This window comes from Mycobacterium sp. D16Q16 (genome assembly GCF_002013745.1).
Classification (GTDB): domain Bacteria; phylum Actinomycetota; class Actinomycetes; order Mycobacteriales; family Mycobacteriaceae; genus Mycobacterium.
On record NZ_MAEY01000023.1, the window covers coordinates 24,079 to 41,102 of the forward strand.

Consider the following 17,024-nt stretch of genomic DNA (forward strand, 5'->3'; position numbering starts at 1 on the left):
GCCCGCGGGCATAGCGTTCAGCCATGAACCCCATGCAACGTCTCAGCTCTCTGGCGTCGCAACAGTTTGGCAAGGTCAACAAGGCCCTGACGACGCCGACCGGACAACTCACCCCGCACGCCATCGCCAAGCTCGTGACACCGAGCCGAAGTCTGCGCTCGTCGGTCCGCAACAAGATCGTCATGATCACCGGCGGCTCGTCGGGCATCGGCCAGGCCGCCGCATTCCAGATTGGCGCGGCAGGCGGCACGGTGCTGCTGGTGGCCCGCTCCGAGGACAAGCTGCAGGAGACCGCGGCACAGGTCCGTGACGTTGGCGGCACCGCCCACGTGTTCCCGTGCGATCTGTCCGATATGGACGCGATCGATCGCATGGTCAAGGACGTACTCGCCGACCACGGCAGGGTGGACATCCTGATTAACAACGCCGGTCGATCGATCCGGCGCTCGCTGGCGCTGTCCTACGACCGGCCACACGATTTCGAGCGCACTATGCAACTGAATTACTTTGCACCCCTGCATCTCATCCTGGGATTCATGCCGGGTATGCGTGGGCGCAAGTTCGGCCACATCATCAACATCTCATCCATCGGGGTGCAGACAAAGGTCCCGCGATTCGGCGCCTACATCGCGTCGAAGGCCGCGTTGGACACGGTCTCTGATGCGTTCCAGGCCGAGACCTCCGACGAGGGACTGCGCTTCACGACCATCCACATGCCGCTGGTGCGTACCCCGATGATCGCGCCGACGACGCTGTACCAGAAGTTTCCGGCCCTGACCCCGGACGAGGCCGGTGAGGTCATCGCGAAGGCGATCATCGAGCGGCCACGGCGGGTGGCCTCGGCGTTCGGACGAATCGCCTCGTTCGCAGACTCGCTGACACCGGAGATCATGGACGCGGTACGCAATCAGGGATACAAGATGTTCCCGGATTCCGATGCCGCCAAAGGCGTCAAGAACCTCAAGCCCGAGGAAGTGGACAGCGGACAGCAGATCTTCATCGACGCCACGCCCGGGGTGCACTGGTGAGCCTGCCGAAGCCGGGCGCCGCCGGGCCCGTCGTCATCACCGGAGCTTCCTCGGGGATCGGCACCGAGCTCGCCTATGGGCTGGCCAAGCGCGGATACTCGTTGGTCTTGGTCGCCCGCCGCAAGAACAGGATGGACAAGCTCGCCGACATCCTCTGTGCGCGCCACCGCATCGAAGTCGATGTGCAAGCGCTTGACCTAGGCACTGAGCCGGGCCGCACCCAGCTACGCGAATGGATTGCCGCCCACCGCATTACGGGACTATGCAATTCCGCTGGATTCGGAACGAGCGGGGTCTTCCATGAGCTACCGCTGGACCGCGAACGCGAAGAGATCGAGGTCAACGTCATCACGTTGGTCGAACTGACCCACGCCGCGGTGACTGGCATGGTGGATCGAGGCAGTGGGGCCGTGCTGAACATCGCCTCGGTCGCCGCATTCCAGCCGATTCCGTTTATGGCGACCTATGCGGCGACCAAGGCATATGTGCAGTCCTTCTCCGAGGCCGTGCACGAGGAGCTGCGGGGCACTGGTGTGTCCTGCACGGTGCTGTGCCCGGGACCGGTGCCGACGGAGTGGGCAGAGATCGCGAGTGCCGAGCGATTCAGCGTGCCGGGTGTGCAGGTCTCGCCTAAGCAGGTCGCCATAGCGGCGATCAAGGGCATGCAGCAAGGATCGCGCAGCGTAATCCCCGGAGCGGTGCCGCAGGCGATGACCGTCGCCGGGCGCTACACGCCACGATCACTGCTGCTACCGGCGCTGCGCGTCGCCACCAAGCTCAGCGAGCGCTGACACGTTTTGCACTCTCACCACCCATCCCCCATAATGAAAACCGTTTTCATTACTGGAGGGCTGGAGGTCCGCTGTGCACGCTCGCGTGGCTGGGTTGGCTGTGACGGTTGCGACCGTCGGAACGCTCGTACTCTCCGGTTGCGGCCAGGCCGCCCAACGGCCCGATGAACCCATGGTGGTGGCCTCCACCGACGCCTGGGCTTCGGTGGCCAAGGCCGTCGCAGGCGACCATGCCACGGTGAGCGCATTGGTCAGCGGCGCCAACACAGACCCGCATTCATTCGAGGTGACGCCCGCGGCGGCCGCGCAGGTCCAGGACGCCACCCTCGTGGTGTACAACGGCGACGGCTACGACCCGTTCATCGACAAGCTGCTCAAGGACGGCCAGCCCCGGATCAACGCCTACCAGCTGCTCCCCACCGACTCGACCGACAAGAATGAGCATGTGTTCTACAGCCTGAGCACCGCCAAAAAGGTAGCCGATCACGTCGCAGACGAGCTCGCCAAGGCCGACCCGGACGACGCCGATACCTACCTCGCGAATGCCAAAACATTTGGGCAGCAGCTTGACTCCATCTCAGATCTGCAGCACGGCATCGCCGAGAAGGACCACGGCAAAGCGATCCTGGCGACCGAACCGGTGGCCAGTCACCTGGTCTCTCATTGTGAACTGGTCGACCGCACGCCCCACGACTTCGCCGAAGCTGCCGAGCAAGGCCAGGACCCCTCCCCCGCGGATCTCGCGACCGCGTTGGACCTGATCAACACCAAACAGGTTGCGGCACTGCTCTTCAACTCCCAAACGGCCGGACCGGTGACCAACCAGCTCAAGCAAGCCGCCGAATCCCACGGGGTCCCGGTGGTGACGGTGACCGAAACCCTGCCGGACGGCACCGACTACATCACCTGGCAGCGACGCACCACCGAGCAGCTCGCTACGGCCCTGAGATAATGGCCGCATGAGTGTCGCCACGCTGCGCAATGCCTCGCTGAACCGCGGTGGACGCACCCTCTGGGAGGATCTCGACCTCACGATCGAACCGAGTGAGTTCATCGCGGTATTGGGCCCCAACGGTTCCGGAAAGACATCGCTGCTGCGGCTGCTGTTGGGTGAGGTCCCGCTGACGCGCGGCACGATGACCGTTGCCGACGACCTCGGATACGTCCCCCAGCATCGGCTTGCCGACAACGCGCTGATTCTGCGCGCTGAGGACCTGGTGGGCCTCGGGATCGACGGGCACCGTTGGGGTTTGGCGGCACTGAATCCCGCCAGCCGAGCGCGCCGTCGCATAACTATCGACCTTGCGCTGGATCAAGTGGACGCCAGTCATCTGGCCACCAAAGCCGTCTCGTCGCTATCCGGTGGCGAGCTCCAACGGGTGCGCATCGCGCAGGCGCTGGCGGGCGATCCCGCACTCCTGCTCTGCGACGAACCCCTACTGAATCTGGATCCCGCAAGTGCACAACAGATTTGCGCGTTGCTCGACAAGAGGCGGCATAGCGCGCAGACGGCTGTGCTGTTCGTGACCCACGAGATCAACCCGATCCTGCCGTACGTGGACCGGATCCTCTATCTGGTAGACGGGCGCTTTCGAATCGGCGCCGTCGACGAGGTGATGACGACCGAGACCTTGTCGGAGCTGTATCGCGCCCAGATCGACGTGGTGAAGGTGCGCGGACAGTACGTGGTCGTGGGCGAAAACCGACAGGTCACCGAGGAATGTGCGGAGCACGCACATGAATAACTTCTTCGACCTTTCCCTCACCGCCGACCTCCTCGGACGCGACTTCGTGCAGCAGGCGATCCTTGCGGCCGCGCTGCTGGGGCTGCTGGCCGGGCTCATCGGCCCGTTTGTGGTGATGCGCCAGATGTCCTTCGCGGTGCACGGTTCCAGTGAGCTATCGCTAACGGGTGCCGCCGCGGCGCTCTTGGCCGGCGCCAACGTCGGCACCGGCGCGTTACTCGGAAGCGTGGTCGCAGCCATACTTTTCGGCATCCTCGGACAACGCACCAAGGATCGCGACTCGGCGATCGGTGTCGTCATGGCCTTCGGGCTGGGGCTGGCGGTGCTGTTCATCCACATGTATCCGGGGCGCACCGGCACCAATTTCGCGCTCCTCACCGGGCAGATCGTCGGCGTCGGGTACAGCGGGCTACTGATGCTCGTCGTGGTGAGCATCGTGGTAGGCGCGGTACTGGCGGTCACCTATCGGCCGATGCTGTTCGCCACGGTCGACCCCGACGTGGCCGAGGCGCGCGGAGTCCCCGTGCGTGCCTTGGGGATTGTGTTCGCTGCCCTCGTCGGCCTCACCGCGGCGCAGGGTGTGCAAATCGTCGGCGCGCTGCTGGTGATGTCACTGCTCATCACACCCGCGGCGGCCGCCGCTCGCATCACCTCATCCCCGGCGCGCGCCATCGGCTTGTCGATTGTCTTCGCCGAGATCGCTGCCATCGGTGGAATCGTGCTGTCCTTGGCGCCGGGCGTACCGATCTCGGTCTTTGTCACCATGATCGCCGTATCCATCTATCTGCTCTGCCGTGTCATCGGGCGGTATCGGCACGCCTGAGCGAGCTAGGCTCGCACGATGGACCGCATCGACCTGAATGCTGACCTCGGTGAAGGTTTCGGGGCCTGGCGCCTCGGCGATGACGAGGCGATGCTGGACGTGGTCACCAGCGCCAACCTCGCCTGCGGTTTCCACGCGGGCGATCCTGCGACATTGCTTCGCACGTGTCGCGCCGCTGCGGCACGCGGGATCCGGATCGGCGCACAAGTGGGCTACCGCGACCTCGCCGGATTTGGTCGCCGATTCATCGATATCGCTGCCGACGACCTGTATGCCGACGTGGTGTATCAGATCGGCGCACTGGACGCGTTGGCCCGAACCGCGGGATCGTCGGTGACCTATGTGAAACCGCATGGCGCGCTGTACAACGCGATCATCCACCACGAGGCGCAGGCGGACGCGGTAGCGCGTGCGGTGCGGGATGTCGGTGCCGATCTCCCCGTGTTGACGCTGCCGCATGGTGTGTTCCGGGACCGCGCACGCGCATTGGGGCTGCGCGTAGTGACCGAGGCCTTCGCCGACCGCGCCTACCGTGACGACGGCACTCTGGTGCCGCGCGGCGAGCCGGGTGCGGTGTTGCACGATCCCGCCGCGGTCGCCGTACGGATCCCCGCACTAAGCCACACAGCCGAATCGATATGTGTGCACGGCGATTCACCGGATGCGGTGACGATCGCGCGAGCTGTCCGCGCGGCGCTGACCGCCAACGGAATCGAGCTGGCCTCGTTCGTGTAGGGCCGATGGCAATGCGCCTAGCGGTGATAGGCCGGTGGCAGCGGCAGACCCTTCTCGGCCACGACCCTCCGCAAGACCGTCGGGTAATCGCTGATGATCCCGTCCGCGCCGGCGTCAATTTGCGCCTTCATGGTCTCGGCATCGTTGATGGTCCAGGGAATGACCTTGAGCCCCAAACTGTGCGCCTTCTCGACAAACTTCTTGTCGGCGACCAACGCGAAACCAGGGTCACCCGCCTTGCCTCCATAGGGCACCGTGTATCCGGGCGACAGGATCGTGGCACCAATCTGCCTGGCCCCGTCAATCGGGTCCTTGACGACGGCGGGGTCCACCCCACCGAGCCAGGGTGAGCCTGGGTACCACGTGGTCTCATCCCAGAGTGCGACGAGCGGGATGCCCGGTTCGGCTCGCTTGGTCATCGGGAGCGTGCGCCAATCGAAGCTCTGAATCTCCACTTTGCCGACTTTGCCCGCCGCGCGGATCGCGTCGAGGATGACGTCGACGAACACCTGCGGCTCCACGGATTTCTGTGGTTCCGCGGCCTCCACCTTGGTCTCGACGTTGTACCGCGCATCGGCGTGATAGGAATCTGCGAGGGCGAAAACCTCTGGCAACAAGGCGATCCTGTCGTTCTTGACCACCTCTGCCTGCGGAAAATCCTTGAGCAGCTTGCCGCAGTCCAGTGTGCGCAGCTGATCGGAAGTCAGGTCTTTCACGAGCTTTCCCACGTAGGGGAACTGCGGGTCGCCGGGTATCACCGGGGCCGTATCGGAGCACTTCGCGGAATCGATCATCGGATCGTGCCAGACCATGGGTTTGCGGTCCTTGGATATGACGATGTCGAGCTCGAGGGTGCTCACCCCAAGTTCAAGGGCTTTCGCGAAGGCGCGCAACGATTCTTCGGTGGTTTCTCCACGTCCACCCCGGTGCGCCTGCAGATCAAAGGACGCCCTGTCCTTTTCCCCACAGGATGCCAACGCCAGGGTGACGGCGAGAATGGCGGCCAAGCGCTTCATGGCGATGAGGTTATGTCACTCTCGCCGAGAAGGCACTCGCGTACACCAAACAGCCATCTTGCGTACACGGTTGGCTTATCGCGCCGGGAATCAGCGACGCTGACGCGCGATCTCCGCGAGTACCACGCCCGCGGCCACCGAGGCGTTCAACGATTCGACGGGCCCCGCCATGGGGATCGACACCACGGCATCGCAGGTCTTGCGGACCAGCTGAGACAGCCCCTTGCCCTCCGACCCGACGACAACAGCGATATCGCCAACACCGTCGAGATCGTCGAGCTCGGTATCGCCGCCAGCATCAAGCCCGACGATGGTGAGGCCCTTATCTTGCCAATCCTTCAGTGTCCGGGTGAGATTCGTCGCACGAGCGACCGGGAGGCGCGCTGCCGCACCCGCACTGGTACGCCAGGCGACGGCGGTCACCGACGCGCTGCGCCGCTGTGGAATGACCACGCCGTGCCCGCCGAAGGCAGCCACGGAGCGCACGATGGCACCCAGGTTGCGCGGGTCCGAGATGTTGTCAAGCGCCACCAACAACGCGGGCTGCGCCTCCGCGCGGGCACGAGCCAACAGGTCGTCGGGGTGCGCGTAGCGGTACGGCGGCACCTGCAGCGCGAGCCCCTGGTGCAATCCGTTGGTGCTCATGCGATCCAAGTCGGGTCGTGGCACCTCCAGGATCGCGATCCCGGCGTCGGCGGCCAGCGACACCGATTCGGTCAGCCGCTCGTCGTTATCGGCGCCGACGGCCACGTACAGCGCGGTTGCCGGCACACCAGTGCGCAGGCATTCGAGCACCGGATTACGGCCCAGCACCATCTCGGACTCGTCGCCCTGTTTGAGCCGACGCTGCTTGGCGTCGCTGACCTTCCGCTGGACAGCGGCGCGTTTGGCGGCCGGATGCTTCGTCCGTTGTTCGGCCGGCGGGGTGGCGCCCTTGCCCTCCAGTCCGCGCCGGCGCACACCGCCAGAACCGACGGTGGGCCCCTTCTTGGTACCGGGCTTACGTACTGCGCCACGGCGCTGAGAATTTCCTGCCATTGCTACTCTTCGTCGCTACTCGTAAGGGACCACTGCGGGCCGTCTGCGGTGTCGGTTATCTCCAGGCCCGCGCGCTTGAGCCGATCCCGGATCTCGTCTGCGAGCGCCCAATCCTTCTCTGCCCGAGCTTTTCCCCGCCGCTCCAGCTCTGCGGTGACCAGCACGTCGACGGCGTTCAATGCGGCGGAGGTCTCATCGCGCGTCTCCCAGCGCTCATCGAGCGGGTCGCAGCCAAGGATCGACATCATGGCGCGGACACTTGCCGCCGACGATAGTGCGCCCTCGTGGTCGCCGGCATCCAACGCCCGGTTCCCGTCGGCGCGCGCGGAATGCACCTCGGCAAGCGCGATCGGCACCGACAGGTCGTCGTCCAGGGCTGCCGCGAAGGCAGGAGTCCAGGTACCCACTGGCACCTCGCCCACCCGGACCCGCACCCGATGCAGGAAATCTTCGATGCCGCAGTAGGCCTTTACCGCGTCAGCGAGTGCAGTCTCGGAGTACTCGAGCATGGAGCGGTAGTGCGCACTGCCCAGGTAGTAGCGCAACTCGACAGCCCGAACACGTTGCAGCACAGCAGGAATGGACAGCACATTGCCCAAGGACTTGCTCATTTTCTCGCCGCCCATGGTGACCCAGCCGTTGTGCAGCCAGTATCGGGCGAATCCGTCGCCAGCGGCGCGGCTCTGCGCGATCTCATTCTCGTGGTGCGGGAAGATCAAATCCATCCCGCCCGCGTGAATGTCGAACTCCGGCCCCAGATATGACTCGCACATCGCCACACACTCGGTATGCCAGCCCGGGCGGCCGGGGCCCCAGGGGGTCGGCCACGACGGTTCACCGGGCTTGGCGCCCTTCCACAGGGTGAAGTCGCGCGGATCGCGTTTTCCGGTCGCAACACCCTCGCCCTGGTGCACATCGTCAATCTTGTGCCCGGACAGTTGCCCGTACTCCGGGTAACTCAGCACATCGAAGTAGACGTCGCCACCGCTGGCGTAGGCATGCCCGGTATCAATGAGCCGCTCGATCAGCTCGATCATCTGGGTGATGTGCCCCGTCGCGCGCGGCGATACCGAGGGCGGCAGCACTCCGAGGGCGTCGTACGCCTCGTCGAAGGCGCGCTCATACGTTGCCGCCCACTCCCACCACGGCCGCCCCGCATCGGCCGCCTTATTGAGGATCTTGTCGTCGATATCGGTGACATTGCGGACGAACAGGACGTCATAGGCGCGGGCGGCGAGCCAGCGGCGCAGCACATCGAAGGCGACACCGCTGCGCACATGCCCGATATGGGGCAGACCCTGCACCGTTGCGCCGCACAGGTAGATGGAGACGGACCCGGGATGCAGAGGCACGAAGTCACGCACGGCACCCACGCGGGTGTCGTACAGCCGAAGCGGAGCGTGACCGGTCACGACCAGCGAGCTTACAGCGCTGTGACGAGCGCCGTTGCCACCGCGGCCAAGCCTTCGCCGCGTCCAGTCAGCCCCAACCCGTCGGTTGTGGTCGCGGACACCGAGACCGGTGCCCCCAGAAGGCCGGACAGCAGCTCCTGGGCCTCCACCCGGCGCGGTCCGATCTTCGGCCGATTCCCAATCACCTGAACCGCGGCATTGCCGATCCGGAAACCGCTGTTGTGCAGCAGCTCCCGCACGTGAGTCAGCATCGTCGCGCCGCTGACTCCCGACCATTCGGGCTGACCGGTACCGAATACCGCGCCCACATCCCCGAGTCCTGCCGCTGAGAGCAGGGCGTCACACAGGGCGTGTGCGGCAACGTCACCGTCTGAATGTCCCTCACAACCGTCGGCATCCGCGAAGAGCAGCCCGAGTAGCCAGCATTGCTTGCCCTCCTCTATCGGGTGCACATCGGTGCCGATGCCTACCCGGGGCAATGCGGTCATTGGGCTACCTCTCTGCTCAGGATTGCCTCGGCCAGCATCATGTCCAGCGCTGTGGTGATCTTGAAGGCCAGCCGGTCGCCCTCCACCACATGAACGCGCTCACCGATCTGTTCGACGAGCGCGGCGTCATCGGTGGCGATATCGCCTGCGGCCGCATACGCGCGCCTGAGCACGTTGGCCGCAAACCCCTGCGGGGTCTGCACCGCACGCAAGCATGCCCGGTCGGGTGTGCCGCTCACATCACCGGACGAATCGACCGACTTGATGGTGTCCGAGACCGATATCGCTGGGATGACCGCGCAGCGGCCTTCACGCAGTTCCGCCACGATGCGGGCGATCATGTCCGGAGGGGTCAACGGACGGGCCGCATCGTGAACAAGAATCCAGTCGGCACCAGCCACGGCGGCCAACCCGGCACGTACGGAATCGGTGCGCTCGGCACCGCCCTGCACAATCCTGGCCAACGGGCCTACGAGCGCCGCGGCCTTATCGAGCTGATCGGCGCCGACGACGACTACTACCTCGTCGATGGCACCTGAAGACAACAAACCATCGACAGAACGTTCGAGCATTGTCCGGCCGCCGACGGCAACGAAGGCTTTCGGAACATCCGCACCCAGCCGCACACCGAGACCGGCGGCCGGGACTATCGCCGCTGTCCTACGAGGCAGCTGCGAGCACCTCGTCGAGGATGGTGTCGGCCTTGGCGGCGTTGGTGTTCTCCGCCAGCGCCAGCTCGCCCACGAGAATCTGGCGGGCCTTGGCCAGCATCCGCTTCTCGCCTGCGGACAGGCCGCGCTCCTGCTCACGACGCCACAAGTCGCGAACAACCTCGGCGACCTTCTTCACGTCACCGGAAGCCAGCTTCTCCTGGTTGGCCTTGAATCGACGGGACCAGTTGGTCGGCTCTTCGGTATGCGGTGCACGCAGCACCTGGAAGACCGTGTCCAGACCCTCGCGTCCCACCACGTCGCGGACACCGACGTATTCGGCGTTGTCGGCGGGCACGCGGACCGTCAGATCACCCTGGGAAACCTTGAGGACGAGATACTCTTTCTGCTCGCCCTTAATCGTCCGGGTCTCGATCGCTTCGATCAGTGCTGCACCGTGATGTGGATAGACAACGGTGTCTCCGACCTTAAATATCATCTTGTTTCGTGCCCCTTTCGATACCCAATTCTATCACGGCGTATCTCGGCACGCCCACCAACAGCGCAGGTCAGGGGCACTGCAGATGAACCCTCGGGGTTGACAGGGTGACGATTTCGTGCATCCAGCGCCCCTCCGCAACCCCGCTGACGGGCCCATAAACCAGCCCCCACAAGCGGTAATCCAGGTCACATCGATTCCCTGAAGCTGGACTCGAACACCAGATCCGGACGGATCTGCACCGTCCTCGTGCACGCGGCTCATCGCGAGTGCCCCGCTGTTTTCGTCCTCGCGCGGCACCTACTACTGTCTATAGGACATATCGGCCGCAGGTGGATTTCGGACTGTCCGGAGCCGCTATCGAATCAGGGAGATGCCTGTGTTTCGCACTCGGTCCCAGCGCAGCACCGCTCGCGTGATGACACTTCTCGGCGCCGCGGTTCTCGCGACCGCCCTCGCCGGCTGCGGTGCTGGGCAGATCTCGCAGACAGCAAACCAGTCATCGGCAATCAACGGCGGCAGTGCCAACCTCGGCAAGCTCGCATTGCGCAATGTCCACCTCGTCGGGAGCCCGGACCCGGTGAAGCAGCGTGCGGGACAGAAGGCCGAGCTGGTTCTGGTCATCACGAATGAATCCGCTGATGTCAACGACAAGCTCACCTCTGTTTCCTCTCCCGACGACATCGGCAAGGTGACACTGAGCGGCGACAGCGACATTCCGGCCACCGGCCGCCTGTTCGTCGGAGCCGCCGAAGGCCAGGAGCCCGCTGCCGAGGCCGCAGGCCCGGAGGCCAGCAGCGGTGAGCACGGCGCAGCCCCGTCCGCTGAGCCCGGAGCCACGACCACAGAGGTCAAGGCGCCGGAATCCAAGCCACTGGCCTCGTCTGATCCGACCATCAAGCACGGCAAGGCGCAGCTGCAGCTGACGAAGGACCTGGCCGACGGCCTCACCTACCGATTCACCTTCACGTTCGAGAAGGCCGGAGAGGTCACCGTCGCGGTGCCCATCGATGCCGGACCCAGTGCACCTCGCCAGCACACCGCCAATGAGGGCGGACATGAGGGCGGCGGACACTAACACAGTCGCGTAGCGAGGGCCCGGAACGGCGATCGGCCGTCTCGGGCCCTCGCTTTTTTCGTGCTAGCTTGCGCCCATGAAACGGCTCGTCACCTGCACGGCGGTAGTGGCCATGATGGGCTCGGTACTGACCGCGCCTGCCGCGCACGCGGCACCCAAAACGGTCACCTACAGGGTGTGGGCGGAGTACGGCCCGCTCGTCGCGGCAACCATCGGCTACAACGAGGCAGACGGGTCCCGGCACGGCGCGATGAATCCGCAGTTGCCGTGGGGGAAGGACGTCACGTGGACCGACGACACCAAGCACCCCCTCATCAATGTCACTGGATACAACACCGGCGATGGCCCCCGGATCTTCTGTCAGATCCCCATCGACGGCCAGGTGGTCGACGAAGACGACAGAGTGGAGCTAGCCACCTGCAGCTACGCCACCGACGGCCTACCCCGCGAGCACTGCATGCGCGGCAATTCCGGCTCCATTGTCGGCATCTTGACCAAGGTGGATGGCGACCCATGCAGTCGCGCTCAGTAACGCCGGCGGTGTGACGATTCGGCCCATCGGGCCGTCGTCGCCGTGATAGCTTCCGGCCCAAAGCCAGAACCGGGAGGACACCGTGAAGCGAACGTGGGCAGCGGCAACTGCAGCGACTGCGGTTATTGGTCTGGTTCTTCCGGGGACGGCGCAGGCCGCACCCCCCAAGGTGACCTATCTGGTGTGGGCTGCCGGCAAGACACCGGAGGCCGGCACCATCAGCTACGGCGACTACTCCGGACTGCCGCAGGCCGTCAACGGCGTCAAGTTGCCATGGTCGGTCACCGTGGCCTGGCCGTACAAGGACACCGTCAAGCAGGTGACGGCCATCTGGGGCACGGGCCACATCCATTGCCGGATTCTGGTGGACGGGCAGACCGTCCTGTCCAATGACGGCGAGAAGACCGTGAACTGTCAGGACCGCATCGTCCCGCTGCCCCCTGACTAGCGCGCCTGGAATCGGCGCCTCACCATCCGCACTGGGAACGCGATGATGTCTGCAACCGTTGCAATCGGCGACTTCTGGAAGAAGTTGTCCGGGAACGAAAGCTTGAACACCTTCTTGTAGACGCTTCCCAGCTGCTTCGCCATCGAAGCCTCGTGGTAGGCGATGCCGTACTTCTCGCACATCGCGCGGACCTCCACTGCAATCTCCGCATAGCGGTACGCGGGGAGGTCGGGGAACAGATGGTGCTCGATCTGATAGCTCAGGTTGCCCGACAGGATGTCGATGCCCTTCCAACCGGTGAAGTTGGCCGAGCCGAGGATCTGGCGGTAGTACCAAGCAGCATGGCTCTCGTCCTCGGTCTCTTCGATCGAGAACGTCTGAACCTCTTCGGGGAAGTGACCGCACCAGATCACCGACGATGCCCACAGGTTGCGGACCAGGTTGGCCGCCATGTTTCCAAGGAAGGTAAACGGCGCGCCCGGACCCGAGAGCAACGGGAAGATGACGTAGTCCTTGAGCGCCTGCTTGCCGGCCTTCGCGCGGAACCTGGCAAGCCCGTCCTTCATGTCGGACCACGACTTCTCACCCTTGAAGAACTTCTCCGACTCGAGCTCCTGAAGCGCGGTCCCCCACTGGAAGAAGATCTGCAGGGTGGCGCAGAAGACGGGGTTGAGTAGCCAGATCGGGTGCCACGGCTGCTCCTCGGTCATGCGCATGACGCCGTAACCCTCGGCGTCGTGGTCTTTGCCGACGATGTTGGTGAAGGTGTGGTGCACGTAGTTGTGCGTGTACAGCCAGCTGTCGGCGTGGATGGTGTTGTCCCAGTCGAAGTTCTTCGACGTAAGAGCCGGGTCCTGCATCCAGTCGTACTGGCCATGCATGACGTTGTGCCCGATCTCCATGTTGTCGATGATCTTCGACAACGACAGCGCAGCAACGCCGGCCAGCCAGGCCGGGGGGAACCAGCCAGCCCACAACAGCGCGCGGCCGGCGACTTCGAGCTTCTTCTGCTTGCTCACGATGTCGCGGATGTAGTTGGCATCCTTTTCACCGAGGTCGGCGACGATGCGGGCACGCAGGGCGTCCATTTCCTTGCCGAACTCTTCGATCTGCTCGGAAGGCAGTTTCTTGAGGTCATTCGGCCTGGCCGGGGGTGCGTATGTGGTCGGCTTCTTCTGGTTCTTCTGCTTGCTGGCAGGTGCGAAAGTAGTCATTTCGGGTCTCCTTCAGGGCGTTGATAGAGGCTGACTCGGCGTTGATCAGAGGGCGATGACGACATCGCCAACGGGTTTGTTGATGCAGAGCTTGACGTTGGTGTCAGGGTCGCTGCAGAGGTCGCCGTTGAGAACGTTCTGCGTCGTTCCGCTGTCCTTCTTGCGAACACACGTGAAGCAGATGCCGATGCGGCAGCCGTACTCCGGAGTCAGGCCTGCGGCCTCAGCTTGCTCGAGGATCGTCTGGCCGTTGTTGGCGATAGCCAGGTTCGACTCGGAGAAGGTGAGGTCACCTTCGGCATCGTCGGTGCCGACGGTCCGAATCGGAGCGGCGAACTGCTCGAGATGGAGCTTGTGCGCGAGACCCTCGGCATCGAAGATCTCACGGACCGCGTTCATGAGCGGCATCGGGCCGCACAGGTACGTTTCGGCTTCTGCGTAGTGGCGATCAGCGGCAAGCAGGTGCTCCTTGCTGAAATAGCCCTCGAGGTCTCCGTCCGATGCTTCGGTATACGCACGGACGATCCTGACGCCTTCGTACTTGGCCTTGATCTCATCGATTTCAGCCTGGTAGATCACGTCGTCCTTGGTGAACGCGTAGTGCAGGAAGGTGATCTTCCCGATGTACGCCTTATCGGTGAGTGTGCGCAGCATCGACATCACCGGCGTGATTCCCGAACCACCGCTGATGAGCAGGATGCTTCGCGGATGCGGCAGCGGCAGGCAGAACTCGCCTTGCGCAGCCGAGATCTGTACGACCAAGCCGGGCTTGGCGTTGGCCAGCAGCCAGGGCGAAACAAGGCCGTTCGGGTCCACTTTGACGGTGAGCTCGATCTGGCCGTCACGGCGGAACTGCGAGTTCGCCGGCGAGTAGCAACGAGTGCGGCGGACGCCGTCGATCTCAACCGAGAGCTTGACGAACTGTCCGGCCCGGAAGCCCTTCCAATTGGCATTGGGACGCAACGTCAGGGTGAGGCTGTCCTTGGTCTTCCGGACGACGTCGGTTACCTCGGCGCGGGTCTCAGTCGTGGACCACAGCGGGTCGACCATTTCGAAGTAGCGGTCCACACCGTGCGGAGTTGCAGCCGCCTTGACGAACGAAGAGGTCAGCACCCGACGTGCAAGCCGAGAAGAAGTCCAAGCCTGAAGTTTGAGAGACATACTCGGCTCCATTTCGGTTAACAGTTGTACACCAACTACAGTATGGCAGGACATCTTCGGTCGCAAGTTATTCCACTGCGACGCTCGCAACGTCGACATATTGACGCAGTTCAAGGGACTATTTATACAGTTCTTCACTGCACTTTCCGAGCGATGCGGTTCCGCGAACAATTCGTTCGGAGTTCTAAGAGAAAGTGCACAGTTGCACGCCAATCACGGCAACAGCAGGGAACATACCTGGCCCGAATGCTCGACCAGCCCCCAAGCCCGAAGCGTGACCGACACGGACCGTACGGACATCTACCGAGCCCGATTGCGACAAACACAACCGTTAGCCACGCTTGGGCTGTGCTGGCCCGGTCTTGTCGTACCCGGAGGCTAACGTCGCGGTGTGGCCAAACCCCGCGCGCAGTATCGCTGTTCGGAATGCCAGCACACCACCGCCAAATGGGTGGGCCGCTGCCCCGACTGCGGAACGTGGGGCAGCGTCAGTGAGACCGCCGTACTGTCCTCGATCGGGGGGCTGGGCGCCGTACGCGCGGTGGCCCCGGCGACCGCGGCGGTACCGATCACCAGCATTGCGACCGATGACACCCAACATCGGCCCACCGGTGTCTCCGAACTCGACAGAGTGCTCGGCGGCGGCGTCATCACCGGCTCGGTGAATCTGCTGGCCGGCGAGCCCGGAGTGGGGAAATCGACACTGCTGCTGAAGGTTGTCCACCAGTGGGCGGTCTCCGGTGGACGAGCCCTGTACATCAGCGGCGAGGAGTCGGCGGCTCAGGTCCGGCTACGGGCCGAACGCACCGGCTGCGTACACGACGAGGTATACCTGGCGGCCGAATCCGATCTGCACAGCGTGTTGGGCCACATCGATGCCGTCAAACCCACTCTGGCAGTGATTGATTCGGTGCAGACCATGTCGACCACCGATGCCGACGGCGTGACCGGTGGCGTTACGCAGGTGCGCGCGGTGACCACGGCACTAACCATGGCCGCAAAGTCGTCGGGTGTGGCGATGGTGCTGGTGGGTCACGTCACCAAGGATGGCGCCATCGCGGGCCCGCGCTCCCTGGAACACCTGGTCGATGTGGTGTTGCATTTCGAAGGCGACAAACACTCGGCGCTGCGGATGGTGCGCGGGATTAAGAACCGATTCGGCGCCGCCGACGAGGTTGGATGTTTTGAGCTGCGCGACAAGGGAATCGAGTGTGTCACCGACCCATCCGGATTGTTCCTGGAGCATCGTGAGAACGCCGCGGCGGGCACCGCGGTGACCGTCACCCTCGACGGCAAGCGCCCGCTACTCGGCGAGGTGCAGTCTCTCGTCACCACATCGACCAACCCCTCGCCGCGGCGCGCGGTCAGCGGACTCGATCACGCACGGTCGGCGATGGTCACCGCCGTACTCGAGCGTCACGGCCGAATTCCCTTGGGCAACAATGACATTTACATGGCAACGGTGGGTGGGATGCGTATGACCGACCCTGCGGCGGATTTGGCCATCTTGATGGCAGTGGCCTCTGCGTACACCGACATTGCCCTACCAGCCAACATGGTGTTCATCGGCGAGGTCGGACTGGCGGGCGATATCCGGCGCACCGCCGCCGTGGGTCGGCGCATCGCCGAGGCGGCACGCCTCGGATACACGCACGCGGTGATTCCCCCCGAGGGCGATGACCTGCATCCTGCCGGAATGCATCTGCTGCGTTGCCCCACGGTGAGCAGGGCCCTCGAGGTACTTTCGGAGGCCCGCCGAATAGAACCGGAGAAGCGCCCGAGCCTGCGCCTGGCGCGGAGCCGCGCCGACGGTGCTACGGACTGATACCCAGCGCGCGTGAGGCGCCCTCTCCGTAGTGCGCGTCCGGGTCGATGATCACGAAGATGCCCTGCGAACTGGCCACCACATCACCGTCGATGCGCGCACTCGCCGTTGTGTACAGCTTGCGTCCTGCTCGGCCCTCCACAGCGGAGGACAAGTCCACCGTCGACCCAACGGGAATCGGCCTGCGATAGTCGATCTCCAAATGCGCTGTGACAGCGATCAACTGCGTCACGATGCCCAAAACACCCTGTAGCTCATCGAAAATCGCCGCCATGACGCCGCCATGGATGACGCCGGGTCCACCCTCCAGCTCGGGAAGCACCTCGAACTGTCCCGTGACGCTGGCACCCTCGCCGGCGTAGAACCGTGTCCCCCACAGGTCCTCCTCGGGCCCCGGGTGGCTAAACCTGCGGGGCCAACCCGGGTTCAGCACCGCACCGGGAGCGGGTGCTTCTGGGCCGCGACTAACCGCCTCTAGCCCCTCGGGCAACGTCCACGTCGACATGACCACGTAATCTAACTGCGGCGAACCGAGCCTGGA

Annotated in this window: 19 protein-coding genes; 10 read left to right on the top strand and 9 right to left on the bottom strand. The window is 64.3% G+C overall.

The window, feature by feature from the left end; all coding sequences use genetic code 11:
• The first annotated feature begins 23 nt into the window (after positions 1 to 23).
• The 6 genes from B4394_RS20770 (at position 24) to B4394_RS20795 (ending at position 5,122) form a co-directional block, all read left to right on the top strand.
• Positions 24 to 1,028: an SDR family NAD(P)-dependent oxidoreductase gene (locus B4394_RS20770; RefSeq protein ID WP_078316160.1), complete on the top strand. Its 1,005-nt coding sequence runs from the start codon at positions 24 to 26 to the stop codon at positions 1,026 to 1,028.
• Positions 1,025 to 1,819 (top strand): SDR family NAD(P)-dependent oxidoreductase, encoded by a 795-nt coding sequence (locus tag B4394_RS20775; RefSeq protein ID WP_078316161.1) that lies wholly within the window; start codon positions 1,025 to 1,027, stop codon positions 1,817 to 1,819. Before B4394_RS20770 ends, B4394_RS20775 begins: the two co-directional genes overlap by 4 nt.
• A gap of 73 nt (positions 1,820 to 1,892) precedes the next feature.
• A complete protein-coding gene (locus tag B4394_RS20780) occupies positions 1,893 to 2,771 on the top strand; it encodes a metal ABC transporter solute-binding protein, Zn/Mn family (RefSeq protein WP_139360347.1) in 879 nt (292 codons plus the stop codon).
• A 7-nt stretch (positions 2,772 to 2,778) separates the two neighbouring features.
• Positions 2,779 to 3,564 (top strand): metal ABC transporter ATP-binding protein, encoded by a 786-nt coding sequence (locus tag B4394_RS20785; RefSeq protein ID WP_078316162.1) that lies wholly within the window; start codon positions 2,779 to 2,781, stop codon positions 3,562 to 3,564.
• Positions 3,557 to 4,387 carry a metal ABC transporter permease gene (locus B4394_RS20790; RefSeq protein ID WP_078311491.1) on the top strand — a complete coding sequence of 277 codons (831 nt, stop codon included), beginning with the start codon at positions 3,557 to 3,559 and terminating at the stop codon, positions 4,385 to 4,387. Before B4394_RS20785 ends, B4394_RS20790 begins: the two co-directional genes overlap by 8 nt.
• A gap of 18 nt (positions 4,388 to 4,405) precedes the next feature.
• Positions 4,406 to 5,122 (top strand): LamB/YcsF family protein, encoded by a 717-nt coding sequence (locus B4394_RS20795; protein WP_078316163.1) that lies wholly within the window; start codon positions 4,406 to 4,408, stop codon positions 5,120 to 5,122.
• 17 nt (positions 5,123 to 5,139) lie between these two features.
• Here the strand turns inward: B4394_RS20795 and B4394_RS20800 are convergent, their stop codons facing one another.
• From B4394_RS20800 to B4394_RS20825, 6 genes are all read right to left on the bottom strand, one after another.
• Positions 5,140 to 6,138: a glycerophosphodiester phosphodiesterase family protein gene (locus tag B4394_RS20800; protein ID WP_078316164.1), complete on the bottom strand. Its 999-nt coding sequence runs from the start codon at positions 6,136 to 6,138 to the stop codon at positions 5,140 to 5,142.
• A gap of 90 nt (positions 6,139 to 6,228) precedes the next feature.
• Entirely contained in the window at positions 6,229 to 7,176 is a 948-nt protein-coding gene (rlmB, locus tag B4394_RS20805; RefSeq protein WP_078311494.1) for a 23S rRNA (guanosine(2251)-2'-O)-methyltransferase RlmB, read from the bottom strand.
• A gap of 2 nt (positions 7,177 to 7,178) precedes the next feature.
• Positions 7,179 to 8,588 (bottom strand): cysteine--tRNA ligase, encoded by a 1,410-nt coding sequence (gene cysS, locus B4394_RS20810; protein WP_078311495.1) that lies wholly within the window; start codon positions 8,586 to 8,588, stop codon positions 7,179 to 7,181.
• Positions 8,589 to 8,599: 11 nt separating this feature from the next.
• Positions 8,600 to 9,076 (bottom strand): 2-C-methyl-D-erythritol 2,4-cyclodiphosphate synthase, encoded by a 477-nt coding sequence (ispF, locus tag B4394_RS20815; protein ID WP_078311496.1) that lies wholly within the window; start codon positions 9,074 to 9,076, stop codon positions 8,600 to 8,602.
• Entirely contained in the window at positions 9,073 to 9,747 is a 675-nt protein-coding gene (ispD, locus tag B4394_RS20820) for a 2-C-methyl-D-erythritol 4-phosphate cytidylyltransferase (RefSeq protein ID WP_176138355.1), read from the bottom strand. The genes ispF and ispD overlap by 4 nt, the downstream gene beginning before the upstream one ends.
• Entirely contained in the window at positions 9,737 to 10,225 is a 489-nt protein-coding gene (locus B4394_RS20825; protein ID WP_078292605.1) for a CarD family transcriptional regulator, read from the bottom strand. The genes ispD and B4394_RS20825 overlap by 11 nt, the downstream gene beginning before the upstream one ends.
• A 379-nt stretch (positions 10,226 to 10,604) precedes the next feature.
• Here B4394_RS20825 and B4394_RS20830 point away from each other — a divergent pair, with 379 nt between their 5' ends.
• The 3 genes from B4394_RS20830 (at position 10,605) to B4394_RS20840 (ending at position 12,283) form a co-directional block, all read left to right on the top strand.
• Positions 10,605 to 11,303, top strand: a complete 699-nt coding sequence (locus B4394_RS20830; protein WP_078311647.1) for a copper chaperone PCu(A)C domain-containing protein — start codon at positions 10,605 to 10,607, stop codon at positions 11,301 to 11,303.
• A 76-nt stretch (positions 11,304 to 11,379) separates the two neighbouring features.
• On the top strand, positions 11,380 to 11,835 hold the full coding sequence (locus tag B4394_RS20835; RefSeq protein ID WP_078316165.1) for an MmpS family transport accessory protein: 456 nt from the start codon (positions 11,380 to 11,382) through the stop codon (positions 11,833 to 11,835).
• 82 nt (positions 11,836 to 11,917) lie between these two features.
• On the top strand, positions 11,918 to 12,283 hold the full coding sequence (locus B4394_RS20840; RefSeq protein WP_078311498.1) for an MmpS family transport accessory protein: 366 nt from the start codon (positions 11,918 to 11,920) through the stop codon (positions 12,281 to 12,283).
• On the opposite strand, the gene B4394_RS20845 is transcribed toward B4394_RS20840, so the two are convergent.
• Both B4394_RS20845 and B4394_RS20850 read right to left on the bottom strand, forming a co-directional pair.
• Entirely contained in the window at positions 12,280 to 13,371 is a 1,092-nt protein-coding gene (locus B4394_RS20845; RefSeq protein ID WP_286142229.1) for a fatty acid desaturase family protein, read from the bottom strand. The two genes, B4394_RS20840 and B4394_RS20845, sit on opposite strands and share 4 nt — an antisense overlap.
• 171 nt (positions 13,372 to 13,542) lie before the next feature.
• Positions 13,543 to 14,658, bottom strand: a complete 1,116-nt coding sequence (locus B4394_RS20850) for a ferredoxin reductase (protein WP_078316166.1) — start codon at positions 14,656 to 14,658, stop codon at positions 13,543 to 13,545.
• Between the two features lie 391 nt (positions 14,659 to 15,049).
• Here B4394_RS20850 and radA point away from each other — a divergent pair, with 391 nt between their 5' ends.
• Positions 15,050 to 16,483 (top strand): DNA repair protein RadA, encoded by a 1,434-nt coding sequence (gene radA / locus B4394_RS20855; RefSeq protein ID WP_078311501.1) that lies wholly within the window; start codon positions 15,050 to 15,052, stop codon positions 16,481 to 16,483.
• Here radA and B4394_RS20860 read toward each other — a convergent pair.
• Positions 16,473 to 16,988, bottom strand: coding sequence for a PaaI family thioesterase (locus tag B4394_RS20860; RefSeq protein WP_139360348.1), 516 nt, complete (start codon positions 16,986 to 16,988; stop codon positions 16,473 to 16,475). The genes radA and B4394_RS20860 overlap by 11 nt on opposite strands.
• Positions 16,989 to 17,024 lie beyond the last annotated feature (36 nt).